The organism is Arthrobacter sp. GW822-FHT05G07, from assembly GCF_058799755.1.
Map to the genome: position 1 here is coordinate 162,015 of NZ_JBXALT010000008.1, position 23,903 is coordinate 185,917.

The window sequence follows — 23,903 nt, forward strand, 5'->3', positions numbered from 1 at the left end:
CCCTGAGCGACCCCCGAACAACGCCGGTTTTCGGTCCGGGGCACCCTGATCCGTGTTTGGATTGGTACATGACAACCGCTGTACAACGCCCCACGCTGGTCCGCAGCAGCGACCGCATGATCGCGGGCGTTTGCAGCGGTTTGGCTGATCATTTGGGCTGGCCGGTCAAGTTGGTCCGCCTTGGCATGATCCTTGCCTGTTTCGCCGGTGGAGCAGGCGTGGCCTTCTACGCGTGGCTGTGGACAATGGTTCCCACCGCGGATGAGAACGCCAAGCGCAATGCCCGTCGGCCGGCGTCGCCCATTGCTCCTGCGGTGAGCCTGCCGCCTGCGTCCGTCCCTACCGCTGGCTCTCCTGCGGCGCCAACAGCTTACGACGCCGGAGCCTGGCCTGCGGTGGCCGGCGCACCTCCGGTGTTGGGCTCAGTGGTGGGCGTGGATTCTGCTCCGGCGAGTGATTCCATCCGGGGAAACGGTTCAGTCGCCGGTAGCGGTCCTATCCTCACTGCAGGCGCCGTGCCTGCCGCCGAACCTTCCGTCTTTGGCAGCGCCTCATCCTCGTGGGACTGGGCTGGATCCCGAGATCGGGATGGCAACGGCAGTGGAAGTACATTGTCGTCCTGGTTCTCGTTCCGCAAGATCCAGTACGGTAAGGAAATCTTGCTCGGAGCGGCACTGCTCCTGGTGGGGGCAATCCTGATCGCCCGCCAGTTCGGCGTCGACGTCCCTCTGGGCACGCTCATTCCGGCCGCCGCCATCCTGGGTGGCGCAGCGATTGCCTGGATGCAGCTCGATGAGACCCGGCGAGCAGGCTTGGTGGACAAGACGAAGGCCGACCAAGCAGGTGGATGGACGCGCCTGGCAGCCGGCTTGGCCCTGGTGGTGGCCGGCGTCTTGGTGATGGTGTCCGGTTCGGGATCATGGGAGCAGACCTGGCTGGCATTGCTGGCCTCCGTTGCTGTCCTGGGCGGAGTTGCCTTGGTGCTGCTCCCGTGGGGGCTGAAGTTCTGGAAGGACCTCGAAGCCGAACGGGCCGGCAGGGTCCGTGAAACGGAGCGTGCGGAGATCGCTGCCCACTTGCACGACTCCGTACTTCAAACCTTGGCGCTCATTCAACGCAGGGCGGGTTCCGAGCAGGACGTGATCCGGCTTGCGAGGGCCCAAGAACGTGAACTCCGGACCTGGCTGTTCAGTGATCCCGCCAAGGAGTCCGGGCTCCTGGCAGACCGGATCAAGGCTGTCGCCGCCGAAGTGGAAGACTCCCATGGGCACGCCGTGGAGGTTGTCACGGTCGGAGACACTGAGATGACGGACCGGCACGAGGCCCTGGTCCAAGCAGCCAGGGAAGCCATGCTCAATGCCGCCCGACATGGCGGCGGAACGGTATCCGTCTATCTGGAGAGCACCGCCGGTAGTACAGAGATCTTCATCAAGGACCGCGGCCCGGGGTTCGACCCTGATGCTGTCCCGGATGACAGGCTGGGCGTGAAGGAGTCAATCATCGGCCGCATGAAGCGGCACGGGGGCACGGCGGTCATCAACAGCAGCAGCGACGGAACGGAAGTCCGCTTGGCCCTTCCGTCAGTCAGTGTGGACGCCCACGAACAGCGGAATGGAGAAGCGAAGTAATGAACAATAGCCCTGAGAGTGGTTCCGGACGCAGGGTACGTGTGGTCATCGTGGACGACCACACCATCTTCCGCTCAGGATTGAAGGCGGACCTCGACGAACGCATCAACGTTGTGGGCGAAGCCGGAACCGTGGAACAGGCCATCGCCGTCATAGCCGAGAGCCGCCCCGAAGTGGTTCTCCTGGACGTTCACCTTCCGGGCGGACTGGGCGGTGGCGGCCGTGAAGTCATCGCCGGCTCCGCCGCACTGCTTGCCACCACCAGCTTCCTGGCCCTGAGTGTGTCCGACGCCGCTGAGGACGTGGTCTCGGTTATCCGTGCCGGCGCACGTGGATACGTCACCAAGACGATTTCCGGCAAGGAGATTTCCGACGCCGTCATCCGGGTGGCCGATGGCGACGCCGTCTTCTCGCCGCGACTGGCAGGTTTCGTGCTGGACGCTTTCGGGACCGCTCCCGCTGACATCGCTGACGATGAACTGGACAAGCTCTCCGCCCGCGAACTGGAAGTCATGCGTCTCATCGCCCGGGGTTACAGCTACAAGGAGGTGGCCAAAGAGCTGTTCATCTCCATCAAGACGGTGGAAACGCACGTGTCGGCAGTTCTGAGGAAGCTCCAGCTTTCCAGCCGACACGAACTCACCAAGTGGGCTGCAGAGCGCCGCCTCCTCTAACGCTCTCTCACATCCCGCGGGCTTGGGCTGGGCGCTCTCTCACATCCCACGATGGCATGCGGTCCGCCATCACCTACTTTGGATCCCTGCTACCCCAACACGCCGTGGGGTGGGCGAGCTGTGGGTCTTGGTGTGGCCAAAGTGGGTGGTAGCGGCACACGTCGGAGCCGCAACCAGAGGTGGAGCTTCCTGACCTTCTGTGGAAACAGATCAGCCCTTGGGCAACCTGTTGCGGTTGCCCAAGGGCTGAATCAGCATCAAAGAGGGTCAGGAAGCCACGCTCCGGACCGAAGGAAAGCTACTTGGCCTTGCCCAGGAATTCCTGCATCCGGCGGACACCCTCGGCGAGGTCTTCGTCGCCGAGCGCGTAGGACAGGCGCACGTAGCCTGACGGGCCGAACGCCTCGCCCGGGACCACGGCAACTTCAACTTCGTCGAGGATGAGCGTGGCAAGTTCAGCGGAAGTTTCCGGGCGGACGGGACCGTTGGAGGTCTCGAATTCCTTACCCAGCAGGCCGCGGACGTCCGCGTAGACGTAGAAGGCGCCGGTCGGCGTCGGGCAGTCAACGCCTTCGATCGCGTTCAGGCCGGCAACAATGGCCTTGCGGCGGCGGTCGAAGGCAACCTTCATCTCGTCGACGGCGGTCAGCGGACCTGTGAGGGCTGCTGCGGCTGCGATCTGCATAATGTTGGAGACGTTGGACGTCGCGTGCGACTGCAGGTTGGTGGCGGCCTTGATGACGTCGGCAGGGCCGATCATCCATCCCACTCGCCAGCCGGTCATGGCGTAGGTCTTGGCAACGCCGTTGAGGATGACAACTTTGTCGCCCAATTCCGGTGCAGCAGTGGCGATGGACGTGAACTCAACACCGTCGTACGTGAGGTGCTCGTAGATCTCGTCGGTGACAACCCAGAGTCCCTTGGACGCTGCCCACTTGCCGATCTCCGCAACCTGTTCCGGGCTGTAGACGGCGCCGGTGGGGTTGGACGGGGAGACGAACAGCAGGATCTTGGTCTTGTCCGTCAGTGCGGCCTCAAGCTGCTCGATGGTTACCAGGTAGCCCTGTTCCGGTCCGGCGAAGACCTCAACGGGCACCCCGCCGGCGAGCCGGATGGCTTCCGGGTAGGTGGTCCAGAAGGGGGTGGGAATGATGACTTCGTCGCCCGGATCCACCAGCGTTGCGAAGGTGTTGTAGACGGCCTGCTTGCCGCCGTTGGTCACCAGGACCTGGGAAGGGTCAACCTGGTAGCCGGAGTCCCGCAGGGTCTTCTCGGCGATCGCCTTCTTCAACTCGGGGAGCCCACCTGCGGGGGAGTAGCGGTGGTACTTCGGCTGGCTGGCTGCCTCAATGGCGGCCTGGACGATGTAGTCCGGGGTGGGGAAGTCGGGCTCGCCGGCACCAAAACCGATCACGGGACGTCCCGCGGCCTTCAGTGCCTTGGCCTTGGCGTCAACGGCAAGGGTGGCGGACTCTGCAATGGCGGAGATTCGCTGTGAAATGCGGGCGGTAGTTGTTCCGGCAGACATCTATGTACCGTTCTTCGCAGGCAGCTCGTGGGCTGGATGATGGGATTCGACGTAAACTACCTTATGCTGTTCTGCGGAGCTCCCGGGTGCCTGCAGAACTTTGTGACTGATAATGCTGGTCACAGGCTTTTAGGGCTGGGAGGTCCGGAATCAGGCCGGTTCGACTATCGCGAATTTCTTGCGTAGACTGGTTCACCGGTGTTGAAAAGCACCACAGGCTGAAGTGCGGCCTGAAACATGGATTCGATCCATAGGGTAGTGGCGCAATTGGTAGCGCAGCGGTCTCCAAAACCGCAGGTTGCAGGTTCGAGTCCTGTCTGCCCTGCGCAAGCTGTTCCGGCGGAAACGCCGGGGCACGCGCAGCAACCATGGCTCTGATCAGAGTCGGGTCAACGACTTTGCAAGGTGAGTGAGGACCAGGTGACCGAAACAGCTGCCAGCAGCTCGAAGGGCCGTCCCGCCAAGAAAGCCGATCGCGGCTTCTTCGCCCGTATTGCACTTTTCGTCCGCCAGGTCATTGGTGAACTGAAGAAGGTCGTTGCGCCCACCCGCAAGGAACTGATCAATTACACGCTCGTGGTGCTGGTGTTCGTGGCCATCATGATGCTCATCGTCAGCCTGCTGGACATCGCCTTCGGGACGGGAGCCAGTTGGGTCTTCGGTGGCACAGGGGCTGTGGACCAATAAGCGGATCTGTCCGCAAACTGTGTGAAATTCTTTGATACTTCAGGGATTTTGCGGGGTTTGCGGAATTGAGCCATTTAAATAGGCATGTTAGGCAATGAGGAAGCAGGAGACCAAGTGTCTGAGCAGGAGCTCGAGGTAAACGAGACTGAGCTGGGCGGAACCGCCGAGGACTCAGCCGACGCCACGGCAATTGTCGTGGAAGAGTCCGAGGTTGATTCTGCTGCGCCCGAATCTGCCGACACCGACGATTCCGAAGAGGACTTCGAAGCTGACGTAGACGCCGAGTCCGATGACGCGTCCGACGCCGACGCCGACGACGCTTCCGACGAAGCAGACGCTTCGGAGGAGTCCGACGGCGACGACCTGGCAGTTGCTGCTGCTGCAGCGCCGGCCGATCCGGTTGAAGAATTCAAGGGCAAGCTGCGCCGCCAGGAAGGTGACTGGTACGTCATCCACTCCTACGCCGGTTACGAAAACCGCGTGAAGGCTAACCTTGAGACCCGCATCCAGACCCTGGACATGGAAGATTACATCTTCGAGATCCAGGTGCCCATGGAAGAGGTCGTCGAGATCAAGAACGCGCAGCGCAAGGTCATCAACCGCGTCCGCATTCCCGGCTACGTCCTTGTCCGCATGGACCTGACGGACGCCTCCTGGGGCGCGGTCCGCCACACGCCGGGTGTCACCGGCTTTGTGGGCAACGCTCACAACCCCGTCCCGCTGCGGCTTGATGAGGTCTTCTCCATGCTCGCCCCGGTCTTCGAAGAAGAGCAGGCAGAGCAGGGCAAGCCCGTCAACAAGCAGAACCAGGCTCCCGTGGCCGTCGACTTCGAGGTCGGCGAGTCGGTCATCGTCAAGGAAGGTCCGTTCGAGACCCTCCCGGCTACGATCTCCGAGATCAAGCCCGAGTCCCAGACCCTTGTGGTTCTGGTCTCGATCTTCGAGCGCGAAACCCCGGTGACGCTCGCATTCAACCAGGTCACCAAGATCTAGCTGATTCCAAAATTTCGCTCCAGTCCTGCCTGCTTAGCAGTTCGGGAGCGGCCGGCCGCCTCGCCATGGCGGCCACCAACCTGGGACGCGCTCCTGTGTCCCAGGAAGCTATTGAGAGAAGGACCCTACATTGGCTCCCAAGAAGAAGGTCACCGGCCTCATCAAGCTGCAGATCCAGGCAGGTGCCGCTAACCCGGCTCCGCCGATCGGTCCTGCGCTTGGCCAGCACGGTGTCAACATCATGGAATTCTGCAAGGCGTACAACGCTGCAACGGAATCCCAGCGCGGAAACGTTATCCCGGTTGAAATCACGGTTTACGAAGACCGTTCCTTCACCTTCATCACCAAGACCCCGCCGGCCGCAGAGCTCATCAAGAAGGCTGCAGGCGTCGCCAAGGGTTCGGCTACCCCGCACACCGTCAAGGTTGCCAAGCTGACCCAGGCACAGGTCGAGGAAATTGCTTCCACCAAGATGGAAGACCTCAACGCCAACGACATCAAGGCAGCTGCTTTGATCATCGCAGGCACCGCCCGCTCCATGGGCATCACCGTAGAAGGCTAGTAACCTTCGAGGGCCCTTGTGGCCTTCACCCGCCGGGCAACCGGCATCTGAAACATTGAAATGTCGCAGGATCCTTGCCGGATCCGCGGCTTGTGGCAGGGCCCAGCGCGGTCCGCAGACCACAACTGCACAAGGAGAAATAGCAGCATGGCAAAGCGCAGCAAAGCATATGAGGCAGCCGTAGCCAAGATCGAGGCAGACAAGGTCTACGCCCCGATCGAGGCCATCACCCTCGCGAAGGACACCAATCCTTCCAAGTTCGACGCAACCGTTGAGGTCGCTTTCCGCCTGGGCGTTGACCCGCGTAAGGCTGACCAGATGGTTCGTGGCACCGTCAACCTGCCTCACGGCACCGGTAAGACCGCCCGCGTCCTCGTTTTCGCAACGGGCGACAAGGCTGAAGCAGCAATCGCTGCCGGCGCCGACTTCGTTGGTTCCGATGACCTGATCGAAAAGATCGCAGCCGGCTGGACCGACTTCGACGCCGCAGTGGCAACCCCTGACCTCATGGGCAAGGTTGGCCGTCTGGGTAAGGTCCTCGGCCCGCGTAACCTGATGCCGAACCCGAAGACCGGCACGGTTACCCCGGACGTCACCAAGGCTGTCAACGACATCAAAGGCGGCAAGATCGACTTCCGCGTCGACAAGCACTCGAACCTGCACTTCATCATCGGCAAGGTGTCCTTCGACGTCAACAAGCTGGCTGAGAACTACGCAGCTGCACTGGAAGAGGTGCTTCGTTTGAAGCCGTCCGCTTCCAAGGGCCGCTACATTCAGAAGGCTACCGTTGCCACCACGTTCGGTCCGGGCATCACCGTTGACCCGAACGTCACCAAGGTTCTCGTCGACGCGTAAGCTTCGCGAGCTCTTGCTCTGATAAAGGACCGTCCGGCTTTTGCCGGGCGGTCCTTTTTCTTTGCCTTTTCCCTGTTCAGCGCCGAAGGAGCGCCGTAGGCTGTGGTGCGTGTCGTCGTCGAACTCTTCCGCAAACGGCAGGTTGTCCGTGGACAGAATCCCGGTCCCCTCAAATCCTGACGCCGAGGGGGCACCCGAGTTCCTCTCCGTCCACGAGCTCGATGTCGCCCACCACCTGGAACTGTGGGGGGACCTGGACCGTTGCTCCACGCTGGCCGAAGCTGTCCTCTTCTGGCAGGGCAATGAGTACGAAGAACGGCACGTGTTCCTGGCGCGCCTCGACGAAGTGGTGGTGGGCCGCGGCACGCTGACGTTACCGCTGAGTGAAAACACGACGACGGCGGGTGTGGACGTCCTGGTGGACTCCGCCTATCGTCGGCGGGGCTTTGGGTCGAAGATCCTGGCTGTGCTGGAAGAACAGGCCCGGGAGCGGGATCGCGTGTCCTTTGATGCGTTTTGCTCTGAGCCAATCAGGCTCCTCGTCCCGGGTGCCGGGTTGTTGGAGGCAAAGTCCGGTACTGGCGGCATCCCGCTGGATACGGCCTCCACGGCTTTCGCCTTGCACCACGGCTATTCCCTGGAGCAGGTGGAAACCAACAGCACGCGGCCCCTTCCGGTCGAGGAAGAGCTCCTGCGGGAGCTGGAAGAGCAGGCAACAACGCGGGCAGCCGGCTACAGCGTGATCGGCTGGAAGAATCGTTGCCCTGATGACCTAGTGGACATGTTCGCCAGGCTAAAAAGCGTCATGAGCACTGAGGTGCCTATCGCAGGCCTGGGCTGGGAGGGCGAGGAATGGGATGCCAACCGCGTCCGTCTTGAGGAATCCACCTGGCTGGCAGGCGGGGTTGCTTTCACTGCGGCTGTTGCCCGACATGACGCCACGGGGGAGCTGGCGGCCTACACCGTCCTCACCCACCGCGAAGCCACCCCGGGCATGGTCTACCAGGAGGACACGTTGGTTGCTCCCGGGCACCGCGGTCATCGCCTTGGCATGCTGGTCAAGATTGCCAATCTTCGCCGTGTTCAGAAGTTGTGGCCGGCCGCCACGTCGGTGATGACGTGGAACGCCAATGAAAACCGGCATATGCTGGCCATAAATATCGCCCTAGGATTCAAGCCTTCCGGCTTTGACGGCGAATGGCAGAAACGGCTGGAATGACTGTAGACGAGGCGAAGACCGTTCACATCGAGCAGCTGTGGGTGCCTGACACCCTGGACAGCCCCGACGCCGCTGATTTCCTGGACGCCGTTGAAGTGGGGCGCCGGGTACGCATGGAGACCTGGGGGAGCGACGACCTCGCCTACACGCCCTTGGAAAAGCTGTTGGAGTTATCCGACCCCTATGAGCGCCAAGTTCTTCTGGTGGCAAAAGTAGAGGGCGTCATTGTGGGCACGGTGGACATTGCCTTGCCATTGGCGGACAACCTTGACCTGGCTGAGTTCACCTTGGACATCCTTCCCGAGTTCCAGGGGCAAGGAGTCGGCCGTCAGTTGCTGGAGGCCGCGGAGCAGCTCGCGCGGGCAGAGGGACGAACCATGGCCTTGGTGGATACCAACCATCCGGCAACGTCGCTCACTGAGATACCCGAGGATCAGTTGATTCCGGGGAGCGGCGCTGGTTTTGTTCCTGTGAGCAGCAGGGAGGTGGACTTCGCCAAGCGGGCCGGATACACCCTTCAGCACATCGAACAGTTCAGCTCATGCGTCTTGCCCCTGGATTCCAAGCTTGTGGGAGACCTGCAGCTCGAAGCCGAAGAAGCCAATGGGGGCAGGTACACGCTGCACCACTGGACGGACCGTTGCCCCGAGCCCTGGCTGGAAGCCGTGGCCGCGCTGGAAAACGCCGCTGGTGAGGTAGTCCGTGACGAAGGGGACGAAGACGCGCCGGAAGTTGAAGCGAGCGGAATGGTTTTCGACGCAACCGTACTCCGCGAAACTGAGGACGCAGCCTTGGCGCAGGGTCGGCGCACGGTGGTGACCGCCGTCGAGCATGTTGAGAGCGGGCGGCTGGTGGGCCTGACAACCATCAGTGTCCTTGCACACCGCCAGGACGTGGTTTTTCAGGACGATACGCTGGTCCTGCAGGAGCACCGGGGTAACAAGCTCGGCTTGTTGATCAAGGTTGCCAACATGGAACGGCTGAGTGAGCAGTTCCCGGACGCCCGGGTCATCTATACCTGGAACGCCCCCGAGAACAGGTACCTCCTGACCGTGAACAAGCAGCTGGGATTCACCACTGCGGGTGTCACCGGACTGTGGCAGAAGGAACTTCCGGGCAGGTTGTCGGGCGCCACGTCATCCGACTAGGCAGGGGCCGATTTGGTTTGCCGAACACTCTCCCGTAACCTTGAAGTACCAAAGACCGTCGGTTGATGGGAATCCACTCTTTCGAGCACAGCTCAATTCTGTAGCTGCGCCCCTGAGGCAAAAGTGAATTCCTTGACGAAGGACCCTGAACATAGGGCGGCCGGCGCAGGTGAACGAAGCAAGTCTCCGCGGATCAAACTGTGTTGAGCCAAGCCCCGTGCATCTGCGCGGGGCGTTTTTTAGTTTTAGCTCTCGAGCGGGGACCCGGAAGACCGGCTTTATTCCCCGGAAGGAGGGTTATGACAACGCCTAGCAAGATCTCCGCAGTTGCAGAGATCACCAACGATTTCAAGGAATCGAACGCGGCTGTCCTGACCGAATACCGCGGGCTCACTGTTGCACAGCTCAAGGAACTGCGTGTTGCGCTCGGCCAGGACACCAAGTTCTCGGTCGTCAAGAACACCCTGAGTGCCATTGCAGCCAAGGAAGCTGGAGTTGAAGCATTCAACGATCAGCTCGCCGGCCCTACTGCAATCGCCTTCATCAAGGGTGACGCTGTTGCTGCTGCCAAGAGCCTGACGGACTTTGCCAAGGCCAACAAGCAGCTGGTTATCAAGACCGGCGTCTTCGAAGGCAAGGCATTGGACGCAGCAGGAGTTGCCGCACTGGCAGCCCTCGAGTCCCGCGAGCTGCAGCTTGCACGTGTTGCTGGTGTCCTCAAGGCTCCCGCATCCGCTGCTGCACGCATCATCGACGCTCTGCGCCTCAAGCTTGAAGAAGAGGGCGGCGCATCTGCACCGGCCGCTGAAGAAGCCCCGGCCGCTGAAGAGGCTGCTGCTGAAGAGGTTGCGGCTCCGGCCGAAGCCGCTGAAGCTGCAACCGAAGAGAACTAAGTTCTCCCCTCAATCAAACTCTGGTGCATGGACAGGCTTAGCCCGGATCTGCACCAACTAATGGAAGGACGCCACCATGGCGAAGCTCAGCAACGAAGAGCTCATTGAAGCTTTCAAGGAACTGACCATCATCGAGCTCTCCGAGTTCGTCAAGCTCTTCGAAGAGACCTTCGAAGTTACGGCTGCTGCTGTTGCAGTTGCTGGCCCCGCTGCCGGCGGTGCTGCTGAAGCTGCTGAAGAGAAGACCGAATTCGACGTCGTTCTCGAAGCTGCTGGCGACAAGAAGATCGCAGTGATCAAGGAAGTTCGCGCCATCACCTCCCTCGGCCTCAAGGAAGCCAAGGACCTGGTTGACAGCGCACCGAAGGCTGTTCTCGAAGGCGCCACCAAGGAAGCTGCCGAGAAGGCAAAGGCTCAGCTCGAAGAAGCTGGCGCAACGGTTACCCTCAAGTAACTCGTCTTGCTTGTGGAAGCCCCGTCCGGTTCGCCGGGCGGGGCTTCCTGCGTTTAAGCACTCAATTGCTACTTAGTTGGGTTCGCTGATGTCTGCGACTACCGCGCCCAGGGCAGCCGTGAGTGCGTCCGCGTCCACGAAAGCACTCCGGCCGTGCGCTCCGGCGCCCATGGAGATGCGACGCCCGGTAATGGTGGCGTCGGCGTACACAGGCCAGGGCGTGGTGCTGCCCAGCGGAGTGATGGTCCCGCGCTCGTAGCCGGTGGCGGCCAAGGCCACGTCGGCATGGGGGAGTGAGAGCTTATTGACGCCCACCAGGGCTCGCAGCTTGGGCCAGGAGATCTGCCGGTCCCCCGGAATGAGCGCAAATAGGAAGCTGCCATCGCGGTGCTTGACCACCAATGACTTCACGATGTCCGCGGGGCTGATGCCCAGGATGCCGGCAGCCTCTTTCAGGCTGCGGGCAGCCGGGCGCTCGACGACGTCAACATCCAGCCCGCGCGCGGCGGCGTCGGACAAGAAGCGTTCGGCACCGTCCATCCCGGGTCCGACCGATTCGTCAGCCATCAGTCGCGGTACAGGAGGAGGGCTTCACCCTGGCCTCCGCCTCCGCACAGCGAGACAGCCGCTTTTCCGGTTCCCCGGCGTTTGAGCTCGTGGGCCGCGTGGAGTGCAAGCCGTGCTCCGGATGCTCCGATGGGGTGGCCCAAGGCAATGGCGCCGCCATGGATGTTGCACTTCTCCAAGGGGTAACGGAGGTCCTTGAGCGACTGGACGGCCACAGAACCGAAAGCCTCATTGATTTCGATGAAATCCAGGTCCTCTGCCGTCCAGCCGGCACGCTTCAACGCCTGGGCGATGGCGTTCGACGGCTGGGAGTGCAGCGAATTGTCAGGTCCTGCAACCTGCCCGGGCTTGCCTACAACGGCAAGGTAGTCCAGCCCGTTGTCCTTGGCGAAGCGGCGACTGGTCAGCACCAGTGCGGAGGCGCCGTCGGACAGGGGAGAAGAGTTCCCGGCAGTAATGGTGCCGTCGGTGGCGAAGGCAGCCTTCAGTGGAGCCAGCGTCTCAACGGTGGTGTTGGGCCTAACGCCTTCATCCGTGGTGAGCACCAGGGGATCGCCCTTGCGCTGCTTGACGCGTACCGGCGCGATTTCGACGTCGAAAGTTCCGTCCGCGATGGCGGCAGCGGCGCGCTGGTGCGAGGCCGCCGCGACTTCGTCCTGGGCCTTGCGGTCGATGCCGAGCGTGACGTTCTTCGTTTCCGTGGACAAGCCCATGGACTGTCCATCAAAAGCATCGGTGAGGCCGTCATGCGCAGCGACGTCCAAAGCCTGGATGGCTCCGTACGTCCATCCCTGCCGGGATCCGGGGAGCAGGTGCGGTGCGCGGGTCATGGATTCCTGGCCCCCGGCAACAACCACGGTGGCGTCGCCGCTGCGGATCATGCGCGCGGCATCAATGACAGCCGTGAGGCCGGACAGGCACACTTTGTTGATGGTGACGGCAGGGATGTTCCAGCCAACACCCGCGGCGATGGCGCTCTGCCGAGCCGGATTCTGACCCGCACCTGCCTGAAGGACCTGGCCCATGATCACAGCGTCCACCTGTTCGGCTTTGACCCCACTGGCTGCCAGGGCGGCGGTTATGGCGTGTGCGCCAAGGTCGACGGCGGTGAATCCCGCTAATTGCCCGTTGAGCCGCCCCTGCGGGGTACGGGAAGCAGCAAGGATGACAACGTCATTGTCGTCAGCGGAGTTGGTCATGGTCTCTCTTCCGATCCGGGAGTGGTGTAGCAAGGTTATCGCGGAGCGCGCGCCAGCCTACCTCTTCAACAATTGTGCCCTTCTCCACATTCCTTGGCGGATCTGCCCGGCATTGGTGCCTGCAGCAACGGTGCTTGCAATCACGGACGATCTGGGGTAGACAGAAAGGCTGCTTTGCCGTATCGTAGATATTTGCGTCTTCCCTGTTAACCTTCAGCCTTCATATAGCGGTGGGCTTTACCTCTCAGCTGCGTCATTGACGTGCCGTTCCGAAACGTGCACTGTCATAAGCGGACTGGGTCCGGGTCATATAGCGGAACCGGAACAAGTATTCTGCGGAGCACTCTGCGGGATGCAAACGGGGGAGATCTGAAAACGCCTGAAGGTCTGTGGAAGGATCCCTCTTGGTCGCCTCGAGCACCTCTAATAACGAAACCGCTAACACGGCAAGCACCGATGGTGCCACCCGCCGCCTCTCATTCGCAAAGATTCACGAACCGCTTGACGTTCCGAATCTTCTCGCCCTGCAGACAGACAGCTTTGACTGGCTGGTCGGAAACGAACGCTGGCAGGCGCGGGTAGCGAAGGCTGTCGAGGAGGGCGACCTCAGCGTCGCCACTACCTCCGGACTTGCCGACATCTTCGAAGAGATCTCCCCAATCGAGGATTTCCAGGGCACCATGTCCCTGAGCTTCTCCGAGCCGGAGTTCGCTGACCCGAAGTACACCATGGCCGAATGCAAAGACCGTGACGCCACTTACTCGGCCCCGCTTTATGTCAAGGCCGAGTTCATGAACAACAACACGGGCGAAATCAAGCAGCAGACCGTGTTCATGGGCGACTTCCCCCTCATGACTGAAAAGGGAACGTTCGTCGTCAACGGCACCGAGCGCGTCGTTGTCTCCCAGCTGGTCCGTTCACCGGGCGCCTACTTTGAGCGCACCGCTGACAAGACCAGTGACAAGGACATCTTCACCGCGAAGATCATCCCGTCCCGTGGTGCATGGTTTGAACTCGAAATCGACAAGCGCGACCAGGTCGGCGTACGCCTCGACCGCAAGCGCAAGCAGTCGGTCACCGTTCTCCTGAAGGCCCTCGGCTGGACCGAAGGCCAGATCCTGGAAGAGTTCGGCCAGTACGACTCCATGCGTGCAACGCTGGAGAAGGACGCCACCGAAACCCGCGAAGACGCGCTTTTGGATATCTACCGCAAGCTGCGTCCGGGCGAGCCGCCCACAGTTGAGGCTGCCCAGTCCCTGCTGGACAACCTGTACTTCAACGCCAAGCGCTACGATCTTGCCAAGGTTGGCCGTTACAAGATCAACCGCAAGCTCGGCATCGACCGCTCCCTTGGTGACAAGGAAGCTTCGGTCCTGCACGTTGAAGACATCGTTGCCATGATCAAGTTCCTCGTTGCGCTTCACGCCGGCGAGAAGACCCTCATGGGCAAGCGCGACGGCGAAGACCACGAGCTCCGCGTCGACGTCGACGACATCGACCACTTCGGCAACCGTCGCATCCGCGCCGTGGGCGAGCTGATCGAAAACCAGGTCCGCACAGGTCTTTCCCGCATGGAACGCGTCGTCCGCGAACGCATGACCACGCAGGATGTCGAGGCCATCACGCCGCAGACACTGATCAACATCCGTCCCGTTGTGGCAGCCATCAAGGAGTTCTTCGGAACGTCCCAGCTGTCGCAGTTCATGGACCAGAACAACCCGCTGTCGGGTCTGACCCACAAGCGCCGCCTGTCGGCACTTGGCCCGGGTGGTCTGTCCCGTGACCGTGCAGGCATGGAAGTTCGAGACGTTCACCCGTCCCACTACGGACGTATGTGCCCCATCGAAACCCCTGAAGGCCCGAACATTGGTCTGATCGGTTCGCTGGCATCTTACGGCCGCATCAACCCGTTCGGCTTCATCGAGACGCCGTACCGCCTGGTTTCCGAGGGCGTCGTTTCCGATGAGGTCCAGTACCTTACTGCTGACGACGAAGCAGAGGTCCTGATCGCACAGGCCAACGCTCCCCTGGATGCTGACAAGAAGTTCTCCGAAGAGACCGTCCTTGTCCGTGCCCGTGGTGGTGGAGGCGAGCCCGTTCTGGTTCCCGCCGCAGACGTTCAGTTCATGGACGTTTCCCCGCGCCAGATGGTGTCCGTGGCAACGGCCCTGATCCCGTTCCTTGAGCATGACGATGCCAACCGTGCACTCATGGGTGCCAACATGCAGCGCCAGGCCGTGCCGCTGGTCCGTTCCGAGGCTCCTTTCGTGGGCACCGGCATGGAGCGCGCAGCAGCCGTCGACGCCGGTGACGTTGTCATCGCGAAGAAGGCAGGTGTGGTCACCGAGGTTTCCGCCGAGCTCGTTGTCATGATCAACGACGACGGTACTGAGACCAACTACCGCATCAACAAGTTCGCCCGCTCCAACCAGGGCAACTGCTACAACCACCGTGTCCTGGTCAACGAAGGCCAGCGCCTGGAAGTTGGCGGCATCATCGCTGACGGTCCCGCAACGGACCAGGGTGAGCTCGCCCTCGGTAAGAACCTGCTCGTGGCATTCATGTCATGGGAAGGCCACAACTTCGAGGACGCCATCATCCTCTCCCAGCGCATTGTTGCTGAGGATGTCCTTTCCTCCATTCACATCGAGGAGCACGAAATTGATGCCCGCGACACCAAGCTTGGTGCCGAGGAAATCACTCGTGACATCCCCAACGTGTCCGAGGAAGTCCTTGCAGGCCTGGACGAGCGCGGCATCATCCACATCGGTGCCGAGGTTGAAGCCGGCGACATCCTGGTCGGAAAGGTCACCCCTAAGGGTGAAACCGAACTGACCCCGGAAGAGCGCCTTCTCCGCGCCATCTTCGGTGAGAAGTCCCGCGAAGTCCGCGACACCTCCTTGAAGGTGCCCCACGGCGAGTCCGGTACGGTCATCGGCGTGCGCGTCTTCGACCGCGACAACGACGACGAACTGCCCCCGGGCGTGAACCAGCTGGTCCGCGTCTACGTTGCAGCCAAGCGTAAGATCACCGACGGCGACAAGCTCGCCGGCCGTCACGGCAACAAGGGTGTTATCTCCAAGATCCTTCCGATCGAGGACATGCCCTTCCTTGCAGACGGTACCCCGGTGGACATCGTCCTGAACCCGCTTGGTGTTCCGGGTCGAATGAACGTTGGACAGGTTCTGGAAACCCACCTCGGTTGGGTCGCCAAGACCGGTTGGAAGATCGAAGGCGAGCCGGAGTGGGTCAAGAACCTCCCGAACCTGCCCCGTGAAACCGGCCAGACCACCGTTGCCACACCGGTGTTCGATGGCGCCCGCGAAGAAGAAATCACGGGCCTGCTTGACTCCACCAACGTGACCCGCGACGGCGACCGCCTGATTGACTCCTCCGGCAAGACCCGTCTGTTCGACGGCCGCTCCGGCGAGCCGTTCCCGGACCCGATCTCCGTCGGTTACATGTACATCCTGAAGCTCCACCACTTGGTGGACGACAAGATCCACGCGCGCTCCACCGGCCCGTACTCCATGATCACGCAGCAGCCGCTGGGTGGTAAGGCTCAGTTCGGTGGCCAGCGCTTCGGTGAAATGGAAGTGTGGGCGCTCGAAGCTTACGGTGCCGCTTACACCCTTCAGGAACTCCTCACGATCAAGTCGGATGACATCCATGGTCGTGTGAAGGTCTACGAAGCCATCGTCAAGGGCGAGAACATCCCTGAGCCTGGCGTTCCCGAGTCCTTCAAGGTCTTGATCAAGGAAATGCAGTCGTTGTGCCTGAACGTGGAAGTTCTTTCCACTGACGGAACCACGATCGAAATGCGTGACTCTGATGACGCAGTCTTCACGGCTGCGGAAGAACTGGGCATCGATCTGTCTCGTGCAGAGCCCAGTTCCGTAGAAGAGGTCTAGCAGCTGTTCCGGCGGACAGCCTCAACAACTGTCCGTCGGAACAACTCCCTCTTCCCGTAACCAAGACTTCAGAATTTAGAGAACAAGAGAGAACAGGGACCATATGTCCAGCGAATCCTCCTTCGGCCTCATGCAGATCGGCCTCGCCACCGCGGAAGACATCCGCGGATGGTCTTACGGTGAGGTCAAGAAGCCGGAAACCATCAACTACCGCACGCTCAAGCCTGAGAAGGACGGCCTCTTCTGCGAGAAGATCTTCGGCCCGTCCCGCGACTGGGAATGCTACTGCGGCAAGTACAAGCGCGTCCGCTTCAAGGGCATCATTTGCGAGCGGTGTGGCGTTGAAGTCACCCGCGCCAAGGTGCGTCGTGAGCGCATGGGCCACATCGAGCTGGCCGCGCCTGTAACCCACATCTGGTACTTCAAGGGCGTTCCTTCGCGCTTGGGCTACCTTTTGGACCTGGCACCGAAGGACCTTGAGAAGGTCATCTACTTCGCCGCCTACATGATCACCAGCGTTGACACGGAAAGCCGTCACGCCGAATTGCCGAACCTCCAGGTCGAGCACGACCTCGAGAAGAAGCAGATGGTGGACAACCGCGACAGCGACATCGCCACGATCGCCCGCGACCTTGAAGACGAGCTTGCCCGTCTTGAAGGCGAAGGCGCCAAGGCTGCCGACAAGAAGAAGGCCCGCGACTCTGCTGACCGTCAGATGGCGAACGTCCGCAAGCGTGCCGACGCCGACATCGAGCGCCTTGAGCAGGTTTGGGACCGCTTCAAGAACCTCAAGGTCGCTGACCTTGAAGGCGACGAAGGCCTGTACCGCGAACTTCGCGACCGTTACGGACTGTACTTCGAGGGCTCCATGGGTGCCGAGGCCATCAAGAAGCGCCTCGAGACCTTTGACATGCAGGCTGAAGCTGAGTCATTGCGCGACACCATCCAGAACGGCAAGGGCCAGCGCAAGACGCGTGCCCTGAAGCGCCTGAAGGTTGTCAACGCGTTCCTGACCACCAACAACAGCCCGCTCGGCATGGTTCTCGACGCTGTCCCGGTGATCCCGCCGGAACTGCGCCCGATGGTCCAGCTGGACGGTGGCCGCTTCGCGACCTCCGACCTCAACGACCTCTACCGCCGCGTGATCAACCGCAACAACCGCCTCAAGCGCCTGCTTGACCTCGGTGCTCCGGAGATCATCGTCAACAACGAGAAGCGCATGCTTCAGGAAGCTGTTGACAGCCTCTTCGACAACGGTCGTCGTGGCCGCCCCGTTACGGGTCCGGGCAACCGTCCCCTGAAGTCCCTGAGCGACATGCTCAAGGGCAAGCAGGGTCGTTTCCGCCAGAACCTCCTCGGCAAGCGCGTTGACTACTCCGGTCGTTCGGTTATCGTCGTCGGCCCGCAGCTGAAGCTGCACCAGTGTGGTCTGCCCAAGCAGATGGCCTTGGAGCTCTTCAAGCCGTTCGTGATGAAGCGCCTGGTTGACCTCAACCACGCACAGAACATCAAGTCGGCCAAGCGCATGGTTGAGCGTTACCGTCCGCAGGTTTGGGACGTGCTGGAAGAGATCATCACCGAACACCCGGTGCTGCTCAACCGTGCACCTACCCTGCACCGCCTCGGTATCCAGGCCTTCGAACCCCAGCTTGTGGAAGGCAAGGCAATCCAGCTTCACCCGTTGGTTTGTGGCGCCTTCAACGCTGACTTCGACGGCGACCAGATGGCAGTCCACCTGCCGCTGAGCCCGGAAGCCCAGGCCGAAGCACGCATCCTGATGCTGTCCTCGAACAACATCCTGAAGCCGTCTGATGGCCGTCCGGTGACCCTTCCTTCGCAGGATATGATCATCGGCCTGTACCACCTGACCACCAAGCGCGTCGGCTCCGCCGGCGAAGGCCGTATCTTCTCCTCGGTTTCGGAAGCCATCATGGCGTACGACGCCCGTGATCTGCACCTGAACTCCCAGGTCAAGATCCGTTTGGACGACTTCGTGCCTTACACAGGATGGGAAGCTCCGGAAGGTTGGGAGCCCGGTCAGCCGGCTCTCGTTGAAACCTCCCTGGGCCAGGTCATCTTCAACCAGACGCTGCCTGAGGATTACCCGTGGGTTGAGGCTGTTGCGGACAAGGGCGAACTGTCCCGTATCGTCAACGACCTCGCAGAGCGCTACCCGAAGGTTGTTACCGCGGCAACGCTGGACAACCTGAAGGATGCCGGCTTCTACTGGGCCACCCGTTCGGGTGTCACGGTTGCCATCTCTGACATCGAGGTGCCTACTTCCAAGCCTGCCATCCTGGCCGGTTACGAGAACATGGCCGCCAAGATCCAGGGCCAGTACGACAAGGGCCTGATCGACGACGACGAGCGTCGCCAGGAACTGATCGAAATCTGGAACAAGGCAACCAACGAAATCGCCCAGGCGATGCGTGACAGCCTGTCCCCGATGAACACCATCAACCGCATGGTGTCCTCCGGTGCACGTGGTAACTGGATGCAGGTCCGCCAGATTGCGGGTATCCGTGGTCTTGTGGCCAACCCGAAGGGTGAGATCATTCCTCGCCCGATCAAGTCCTCCTACCGCGAGGGCCTGTCGGTTCTGGAATACTTCATCGCCACGCACGGTGCCCGTAAGGGTCTGGCCGATACCGCTCTCCGTACCGCCAACTCGGGTTACCTGACCCGTCGTCTGGTGGACGTTTCGCAGGATGTCATCGTCCGCGAAGAGGACTGTGGTACCGAACGCGGTCTGGTCACCCCGATCGCCGTGCCGGATTCCAACGGTGAGCTCGTCCTGGACGAGAACGTCGAGAACAGCGCCTACGCACGTACGCTGGCTGTCGACGTCGTCGATGCCCAGGGCAACGTCCTGGCTGCCGGCGGCACCGACTGCGGCGACGTCGTTATCGACCAGCTGCTGGCTGCAGGCATCACCGAGGTCAAGGTCCGCTCCGTACTCACCTGTGAGTCCAAGGTGGGTACCTGTGCACTCTGCTACGGCCGTTCGCTGGCCACTGGCAAGACCGTGGACATCGGCGAGGCCGTGGGCATCATCGCCGCACAGTCCATCGGTGAGCCCGGTACACAGCTGACCATGCGTACGTTCCACACCGGTGGTGCTGTTTCCGCTGGTGGTGGCGACGACATCACCCAGGGTCTGCCCCGTATCCAGGAGCTCTTCGAAGCCCGTACTCCGAAGGGTGTGGCACCGATTGCTGAAGCAGCCGGCCGCATCACCATTGAAGAGTCCGAGCGTCAGATGCGCTTGGTCATCACTCCCGACGATGGTTCCGAAGAGATTGCCTACCCGGTGCTGCGCCGTTCCCGTCTCCTCATCGAGGATGGCGAGCACGTCAGCGTCGGCCAGAAGCTGATCAACGGTCCGGTGGACCCGAAGCAGGTTCTGCGCATCATGGGTCCTCGTGCTGCACAGAAGTTCCTTGTGGACGAAGTACAGGGCGTTTACCGCAGCCAGGGTATTGGTATCCACGACAAGCACGTCGAGGTTATTGTCCGCCAGATGCTGCGTCGCGTTACCGTCATCGAGTCCGGCGACTCCGACTTGCTCCCCGGTGAGCTTGCAGAGCGCGCCCGCTTCGAGGACGAGAACCGCCGCGTCGTGTCCGAGGGCAAGGCACCGGCATCCGGTCGTCCGGAACTCATGGGTATCACCAAGGCTTCCTTGGCTACCGAGTCCTGGCTGTCGGCTGCTTCCTTCCAGGAAACCACCCGCGTCCTGACGCAGGCGGCCATGGAAGGCAAGAGCGATCCTCTGCTCGGCCTCAAGGAAAACGTCATCATCGGTAAGCTCATCCCGGCTGGTACGGGTCTGCCCCGCTACACAGAGGTCACTGTGGAGCCGACGGAAGAAGCAAAGGCAAGCCTGTTCACGGGCCCCAGCGCTTTCACCGACTTCTCCTATGACGCCCTGGGTGGCGACGGTGCTCCCGAGTTCCACGCCATCCCGCTGGATGACTACGATCTCGGCAATGACTTCCGCTAGAAGCGGCAGTTAGCGCTTTGACGGTCAGGCCCCGCACTCGTGAGTGCGGGGCCTGACCCGTTAACGCCGCTTTTCGTGCGGGAAGCCGGGGGAGTGGAGGACGACGGCGGCAGCCGGCTTTCGCCGTCGACCTCCATACACCCGATTAAGGCGCCAGATCAAGCCGTGCTAGACTTTTGGTAATTGTTCTGTGTGGCAGTGGATGAAGGCCGCCGCAGCATCATTTTGGTTTTGTTCTCATGGTGCTGGGTGGAGCCTGTTTCCGGGTTGCGGGCAACATGCGCAACGAATGCCGCACTTTTGCACGCCTACCGGAGTTTCGGCCGGCTGCACGAGCAACGCCAAAGTTCCCACGTTTACACTGGCTGGCGCCTGTGTGTGGGGGCAGAGATCAAACAACGGAGAACACGAAAGTGCCTACGATTAACCAGCTGGTCCGCAAGGGCCGCACGCCGAAGGTCTCCAAGACCAAGGCTCCCGCGCTGAAGGGCAGCCCGATGCGCCGCGGTGTTTGCACCCGCGTTTACACCACCACCCCCAAGAAGCCGAACTCGGCTCTTCGTAAGGTTGCACGTGTGCGCCTCAACGGTGGCGTAGAAGTTACCGCCTACATCCCCGGTGTTGGCCACAACCTCCAGGAGCACTCCATCGTGCTCGTCCGTGGTGGTCGTGTTAAGGACCTTCCGGGTGTCCGCTACAAGATCGTCCGCGGCGCACTCGACACCCAGGGTGTCAAGAACCGCAAGCAGGCTCGCAGCCGTTACGGCGCAAAGATGGAGAAGAAGTAATATGCCTCGCAAGGGTCCGGCCCCGAAGCGGCCGCTAGTTTCCGATCCCGTTTACGGCTCCCCGTTGGTCACGCAGCTGATCAACAAGGTTCTTGTCGACGGCAAGAAGTCCACCGCAGAGCGCATCGTTTACGGTGCACTCGAAGGTGCATGTGCCAAGTCCGGCGGCGACCCCGTTGCCGCTCTCAAGAAGGCCATGGACAACGTCAAGCCTTCCCTCGAGGTGCGTTCACGCCGTGTTGGTGGCGCTACCTACCAGGTTCCGGTTGAGGTCAAGCCGGGTCGCTCCACCGCTCTCGCTCTGCGTTGGCTCGTGGGCTACTCCAAGGCCCGCCGCGAGAAGACCATGACCGAGCGCCTCCAGAACGAAATCCTGGATGCCTCAAATGGTCTTGGTGCCGCTGTGAAGCGTCGCGAAGACACCCACAAGATGGCCGAGTCCAACAAGGCCTTCGCACACTACCGCTGGTAAAAACTTTCCGGACGCCGCCGGCTCACTGAGCCGGCGGCGAACGTGTAGTCCATCCGAAAGGGAGACCCCGTGGCACAGGACGTGCTTACCGACCTTAATAAGGTCCGCAACATCGGCATCATGGCCCACATCGATGCCGGCAAGACCACCACTACCGAGCGCATCCTGTTCTACACGGGTGTGAACCACAAGATCGGCGAGACGCACGACGGCGCTTCGACGACTGACTGGATGGAACAGGAAAAGGAACGCGGCATCACCATCACGTCTGCCGCCGTGACTTGCTTCTGGGACAAGAACCAGATCAACATCATTGACACCCCGGGCCACGTTGACTTCACGGTTGAGGTTGAGCGCTCCTTGCGCGTCCTCGACGGTGCAGTCGCAGTGTTCGACGGCAAGGAAGGCGTGGAGCCGCAGTCCGAGACTGTTTGGCGCCAGGCTGACAAGTACAACGTTCCGCGTATCTGCTTCGTCAACAAGATGGACAAGCTGGGTGCTGACTTCTACTTCACCGTAGATACCATCATCTCCCGCCTTGGTGCCAAGCCGCTGGTTATGCAGCTGCCCATTGGTGCTGAGAACGACTTCATCGGTGTTGTTGACCTCCTCGAAATGCGCGCCCTGGTTTGGCCTGGCGACGCTAAGGGTGACGTCACCATGGGCGCTTCCTACGAAGTGCAGGAAATCCCGGCGGACCTCCAGGCCAAGGCCGAAGAGTACCGTGCACAGCTCGTTGAGACTGTGGCCGAGGCTTCCGAAGAGCTCATGGAGAAGTACCTCGAAGGTGAAGAACTCACCCTCGAAGAGATCAAAGCCGGCATCCGCAAGATGACCATCAACTCTGAGCTCTACCCGGTGTTCTGTGGTTCTGCCTTCAAGAACCGCGGCGTCCAGCCGATGCTTGACGCTGTTGTTGACTTCCTGCCGAACCCGCTCGACGTCCCGCCGATGATCGGTCACGATCCCCGCGACGAAGAGAAGGAACTCACCCGCAAGCCGTCTGCCGACGAGCCGTTCTCGGCCCTCGCCTTCAAGATTGCTGCGCACCCGTTCTTCGGTCAGCTGACCTTCGTCCGCGTGTACTCCGGTCACGTCGAGGCTGGCGCCCAGGTGGTTAACTCCACCAAGGGCAAGAAGGAACGCATCGGCAAGCTGTTCCAGATGCACGCCAACAAGGAAATGCCCGTCGAGGGCGCTACCGCCGGCCACATCTATGCAGCCATCGGTCTGAAGGACACCACCACAGGCGACACCCTGTGCGATGCGAACAACCAGATCGTCCTCGAGTCCATGAGCTTCCCGGAGCCCGTGATCTCGGTTGCGATCGAACCCAACACCAAGGGTGACCAGGAGAAGCTCTCCACGGCCATCCAGAAGCTCTCCGCTGAGGACCCGACCTTCCAGGTCTCCCTCAACGAAGACACGGGCCAGACCATCATCGCCGGCATGGGCGAGCTCCACCTGGACATCCTGGTGGACCGCATGCGCCGCGAGTTCAAGGTCGAGGCAAACGTTGGCAAGCCGCAGGTTGCTTACCGCGAAACCATCAAGCGTGCCGTTGAGCGCCTTGACTACACGCACAAGAAGCAGACCGGTGGTTCGGGTCAGTTCGCAAAGATCCAGATTGCGATCGAGCCCATGGACACCGCTTCCGGCGAGCTGTACGCGTTTGAGAACAAGGTCACTGGTGGCCGCGTTCCGCGCGAATACATCCCGTCCGTTGACGCTGGTATCCAGGATGCACTGAACGACGGCGTCCTGGCCGGTTACCCGGTTGTCGGTATCAAGGCCACGCTGATTGATGGCGCGTCCCACGATGTTGACTCCTCGGAAATGGCGTTCAAGATCGCCGGACGTATGGCTTTCAAGGAAGCTGCACGTAAGGCGAACCCTGTTCTGCTTGAACCGCTGATGGATGTTGAGGTCCGCACACCTGAGGAATACATGGGTGATGTTATTGGTGACCTGAACGCCCGTCGTGGCCAGATGCAGTCCATGGAAGACGCTGCAGGTGTGAAGGTTATCCGTGCACACGTTCCGCTGTCCGGCATGTTCGGCTACATCGGTGACCTCCGGTCCAAGACCCAGGGTCGCGCTGTGTACTCCATGACGTTCAACAGCTACGCGGAGGTCCCCAAGGCAGTAGCCGACGAGATCATCCAGAAAACCCGCGGCGAGTAATCTCCCGGTAACGGATGCAATTCCGGTATCGGGAAGGCATCTGAGCGCTTGAGGCGGGGCTGCGGCGACAGCCGCGGCCCGGCCACTGCGCAAACAGGCTCGAGGAACTACCATTGGTTCCTGAATCTGCAATTTCAC

Annotated in this window: 18 protein-coding genes and 1 tRNA gene; 16 read left to right on the forward strand and 3 right to left on the reverse strand. The window is 61.3% G+C overall.

Annotated features, from left to right (window positions below; translation table 11 throughout):
• Positions 1-68: 68 nt before the first annotated feature.
• On the forward strand, positions 69-1,628 hold the full coding sequence (locus tag AC1RJY_RS15230; protein ID WP_043470510.1) for an ATP-binding protein: 1,560 nt from the start codon (positions 69-71) through the stop codon (positions 1,626-1,628).
• A complete protein-coding gene (locus AC1RJY_RS15235; RefSeq protein WP_011775613.1) occupies positions 1,628-2,302 on the forward strand; it encodes a LuxR C-terminal-related transcriptional regulator in 675 nt (224 codons plus the stop codon). Before AC1RJY_RS15230 ends, AC1RJY_RS15235 begins: the two co-directional genes overlap by 1 nt.
• 298 nt (positions 2,303-2,600) lie before the next feature.
• On the opposite strand, the gene AC1RJY_RS15240 is transcribed toward AC1RJY_RS15235, so the two are convergent.
• The gene (locus AC1RJY_RS15240) at positions 2,601-3,830 is read right to left on the reverse strand and encodes a pyridoxal phosphate-dependent aminotransferase (RefSeq protein WP_014922393.1); all 1,230 of its coding nucleotides are present in this window, start codon (positions 3,828-3,830) and stop codon (positions 2,601-2,603) included.
• A 252-nt stretch (positions 3,831-4,082) separates the two neighbouring features.
• Here AC1RJY_RS15240 and AC1RJY_RS15245 point away from each other — a divergent pair.
• From AC1RJY_RS15245 to rplL, 9 genes are all read left to right on the forward strand, one after another.
• A tRNA-Trp gene (locus AC1RJY_RS15245) sits at positions 4,083-4,155 on the forward strand.
• Between the two features lie 80 nt (positions 4,156-4,235).
• The gene (secE, locus tag AC1RJY_RS15250; protein ID WP_011775611.1) at positions 4,236-4,517 is read left to right on the forward strand and encodes a preprotein translocase subunit SecE; all 282 of its coding nucleotides are present in this window, start codon (positions 4,236-4,238) and stop codon (positions 4,515-4,517) included.
• A 114-nt stretch (positions 4,518-4,631) separates the two neighbouring features.
• Entirely contained in the window at positions 4,632-5,510 is an 879-nt protein-coding gene (gene nusG, locus AC1RJY_RS15255) for a transcription termination/antitermination protein NusG (RefSeq protein ID WP_498602654.1), read from the forward strand.
• A gap of 130 nt (positions 5,511-5,640) precedes the next feature.
• Entirely contained in the window at positions 5,641-6,072 is a 432-nt protein-coding gene (gene rplK, locus AC1RJY_RS15260) for a 50S ribosomal protein L11 (protein ID WP_011775609.1), read from the forward strand.
• A 147-nt stretch (positions 6,073-6,219) separates the two neighbouring features.
• Positions 6,220-6,927, forward strand: coding sequence for a 50S ribosomal protein L1 (rplA, locus tag AC1RJY_RS15265; protein ID WP_011775608.1), 708 nt, complete (start codon positions 6,220-6,222; stop codon positions 6,925-6,927).
• A 109-nt stretch (positions 6,928-7,036) separates the two neighbouring features.
• Complete coding sequence (locus tag AC1RJY_RS15270) at positions 7,037-8,146, forward strand: GNAT family N-acetyltransferase (protein ID WP_498602655.1); 1,110 nt, start codon at positions 7,037-7,039, stop codon at positions 8,144-8,146.
• Entirely contained in the window at positions 8,125-9,294 is a 1,170-nt protein-coding gene (locus AC1RJY_RS15275) for a GNAT family N-acetyltransferase (RefSeq protein ID WP_014922391.1), read from the forward strand. The genes AC1RJY_RS15270 and AC1RJY_RS15275 overlap by 22 nt, the downstream gene beginning before the upstream one ends.
• A 299-nt stretch (positions 9,295-9,593) precedes the next feature.
• Positions 9,594-10,187: a 50S ribosomal protein L10 gene (rplJ, locus tag AC1RJY_RS15280; protein WP_011775605.1), complete on the forward strand. Its 594-nt coding sequence runs from the start codon at positions 9,594-9,596 to the stop codon at positions 10,185-10,187.
• Positions 10,188-10,263: 76 nt separating this feature from the next.
• A complete protein-coding gene (gene rplL, locus AC1RJY_RS15285; protein WP_011775604.1) occupies positions 10,264-10,641 on the forward strand; it encodes a 50S ribosomal protein L7/L12 in 378 nt (125 codons plus the stop codon).
• A 72-nt stretch (positions 10,642-10,713) separates the two neighbouring features.
• On the opposite strand, the gene AC1RJY_RS15290 is transcribed toward rplL, so the two are convergent.
• A complete protein-coding gene (locus tag AC1RJY_RS15290; RefSeq protein ID WP_498602656.1) occupies positions 10,714-11,208 on the reverse strand; it encodes an aminoacyl-tRNA deacylase in 495 nt (164 codons plus the stop codon).
• On the reverse strand, positions 11,208-12,407 hold the full coding sequence (locus AC1RJY_RS15295) for an acetyl-CoA C-acetyltransferase (protein ID WP_011775602.1): 1,200 nt from the start codon (positions 12,405-12,407) through the stop codon (positions 11,208-11,210). The genes AC1RJY_RS15290 and AC1RJY_RS15295 overlap by 1 nt, the downstream gene beginning before the upstream one ends.
• Positions 12,408-12,811: 404 nt before the next feature.
• Here AC1RJY_RS15295 and rpoB point away from each other — a divergent pair, with 404 nt between their 5' ends.
• From rpoB to fusA, 5 genes are all read left to right on the forward strand, one after another.
• Complete coding sequence (rpoB, locus tag AC1RJY_RS15300) at positions 12,812-16,318, forward strand: DNA-directed RNA polymerase subunit beta (RefSeq protein WP_043471397.1); 3,507 nt, start codon at positions 12,812-12,814, stop codon at positions 16,316-16,318.
• Between the two features lie 103 nt (positions 16,319-16,421).
• Complete coding sequence (locus AC1RJY_RS15305) at positions 16,422-20,321, forward strand: DNA-directed RNA polymerase subunit beta' (protein ID WP_498602657.1); 3,900 nt, start codon at positions 16,422-16,424, stop codon at positions 20,319-20,321.
• 413 nt (positions 20,322-20,734) lie between these two features.
• Positions 20,735-21,109: a 30S ribosomal protein S12 gene (rpsL, locus tag AC1RJY_RS15310; RefSeq protein WP_009358312.1), complete on the forward strand. Its 375-nt coding sequence runs from the start codon at positions 20,735-20,737 to the stop codon at positions 21,107-21,109.
• Position 21,110: 1 nt separating this feature from the next.
• Entirely contained in the window at positions 21,111-21,581 is a 471-nt protein-coding gene (rpsG, locus tag AC1RJY_RS15315) for a 30S ribosomal protein S7 (protein WP_498602658.1), read from the forward strand.
• Positions 21,582-21,650: 69 nt separating this feature from the next.
• Entirely contained in the window at positions 21,651-23,765 is a 2,115-nt protein-coding gene (gene fusA, locus AC1RJY_RS15320) for an elongation factor G (protein WP_011775599.1), read from the forward strand.
• Positions 23,766-23,903: the final 138 nt, after the last annotated feature.

Bases quoted from the DNA above. Each gene is read 5' to 3' on its own strand.
- AC1RJY_RS15230 (WP_043470510.1), top strand. From the start codon at position 69: ATGACAACCGCTGTACAACGCCCCACGCTGGTCCGCAGCAGCGACCGC.
- AC1RJY_RS15235 (WP_011775613.1), top strand. From the start codon at position 1,628: ATGAACAATAGCCCTGAGAGTGGTTCCGGACGCAGGGTACGTGTGGTC.
- AC1RJY_RS15240 (WP_014922393.1), bottom strand. From the start codon at position 3,830: ATGTCTGCCGGAACAACTACCGCCCGCATTTCACAGCGAATCTCCGCC.
- rplA (WP_011775608.1), top strand. From the start codon at position 6,220: ATGGCAAAGCGCAGCAAAGCATATGAGGCAGCCGTAGCCAAGATCGAG.
- AC1RJY_RS15275 (WP_014922391.1), top strand. From the start codon at position 8,125: ATGGCAGAAACGGCTGGAATGACTGTAGACGAGGCGAAGACCGTTCAC.
- rplJ (WP_011775605.1), top strand. From the start codon at position 9,594: ATGACAACGCCTAGCAAGATCTCCGCAGTTGCAGAGATCACCAACGAT.
- rplL (WP_011775604.1), top strand. From the start codon at position 10,264: ATGGCGAAGCTCAGCAACGAAGAGCTCATTGAAGCTTTCAAGGAACTG.
- AC1RJY_RS15290 (WP_498602656.1), bottom strand. From the start codon at position 11,208: ATGGCTGACGAATCGGTCGGACCCGGGATGGACGGTGCCGAACGCTTC.
- AC1RJY_RS15295 (WP_011775602.1), bottom strand. From the start codon at position 12,407: ATGACCAACTCCGCTGACGACAATGACGTTGTCATCCTTGCTGCTTCC.
- AC1RJY_RS15305 (WP_498602657.1), top strand. From the start codon at position 16,422: ATGTCCAGCGAATCCTCCTTCGGCCTCATGCAGATCGGCCTCGCCACC.
- rpsG (WP_498602658.1), top strand. From the start codon at position 21,111: ATGCCTCGCAAGGGTCCGGCCCCGAAGCGGCCGCTAGTTTCCGATCCC.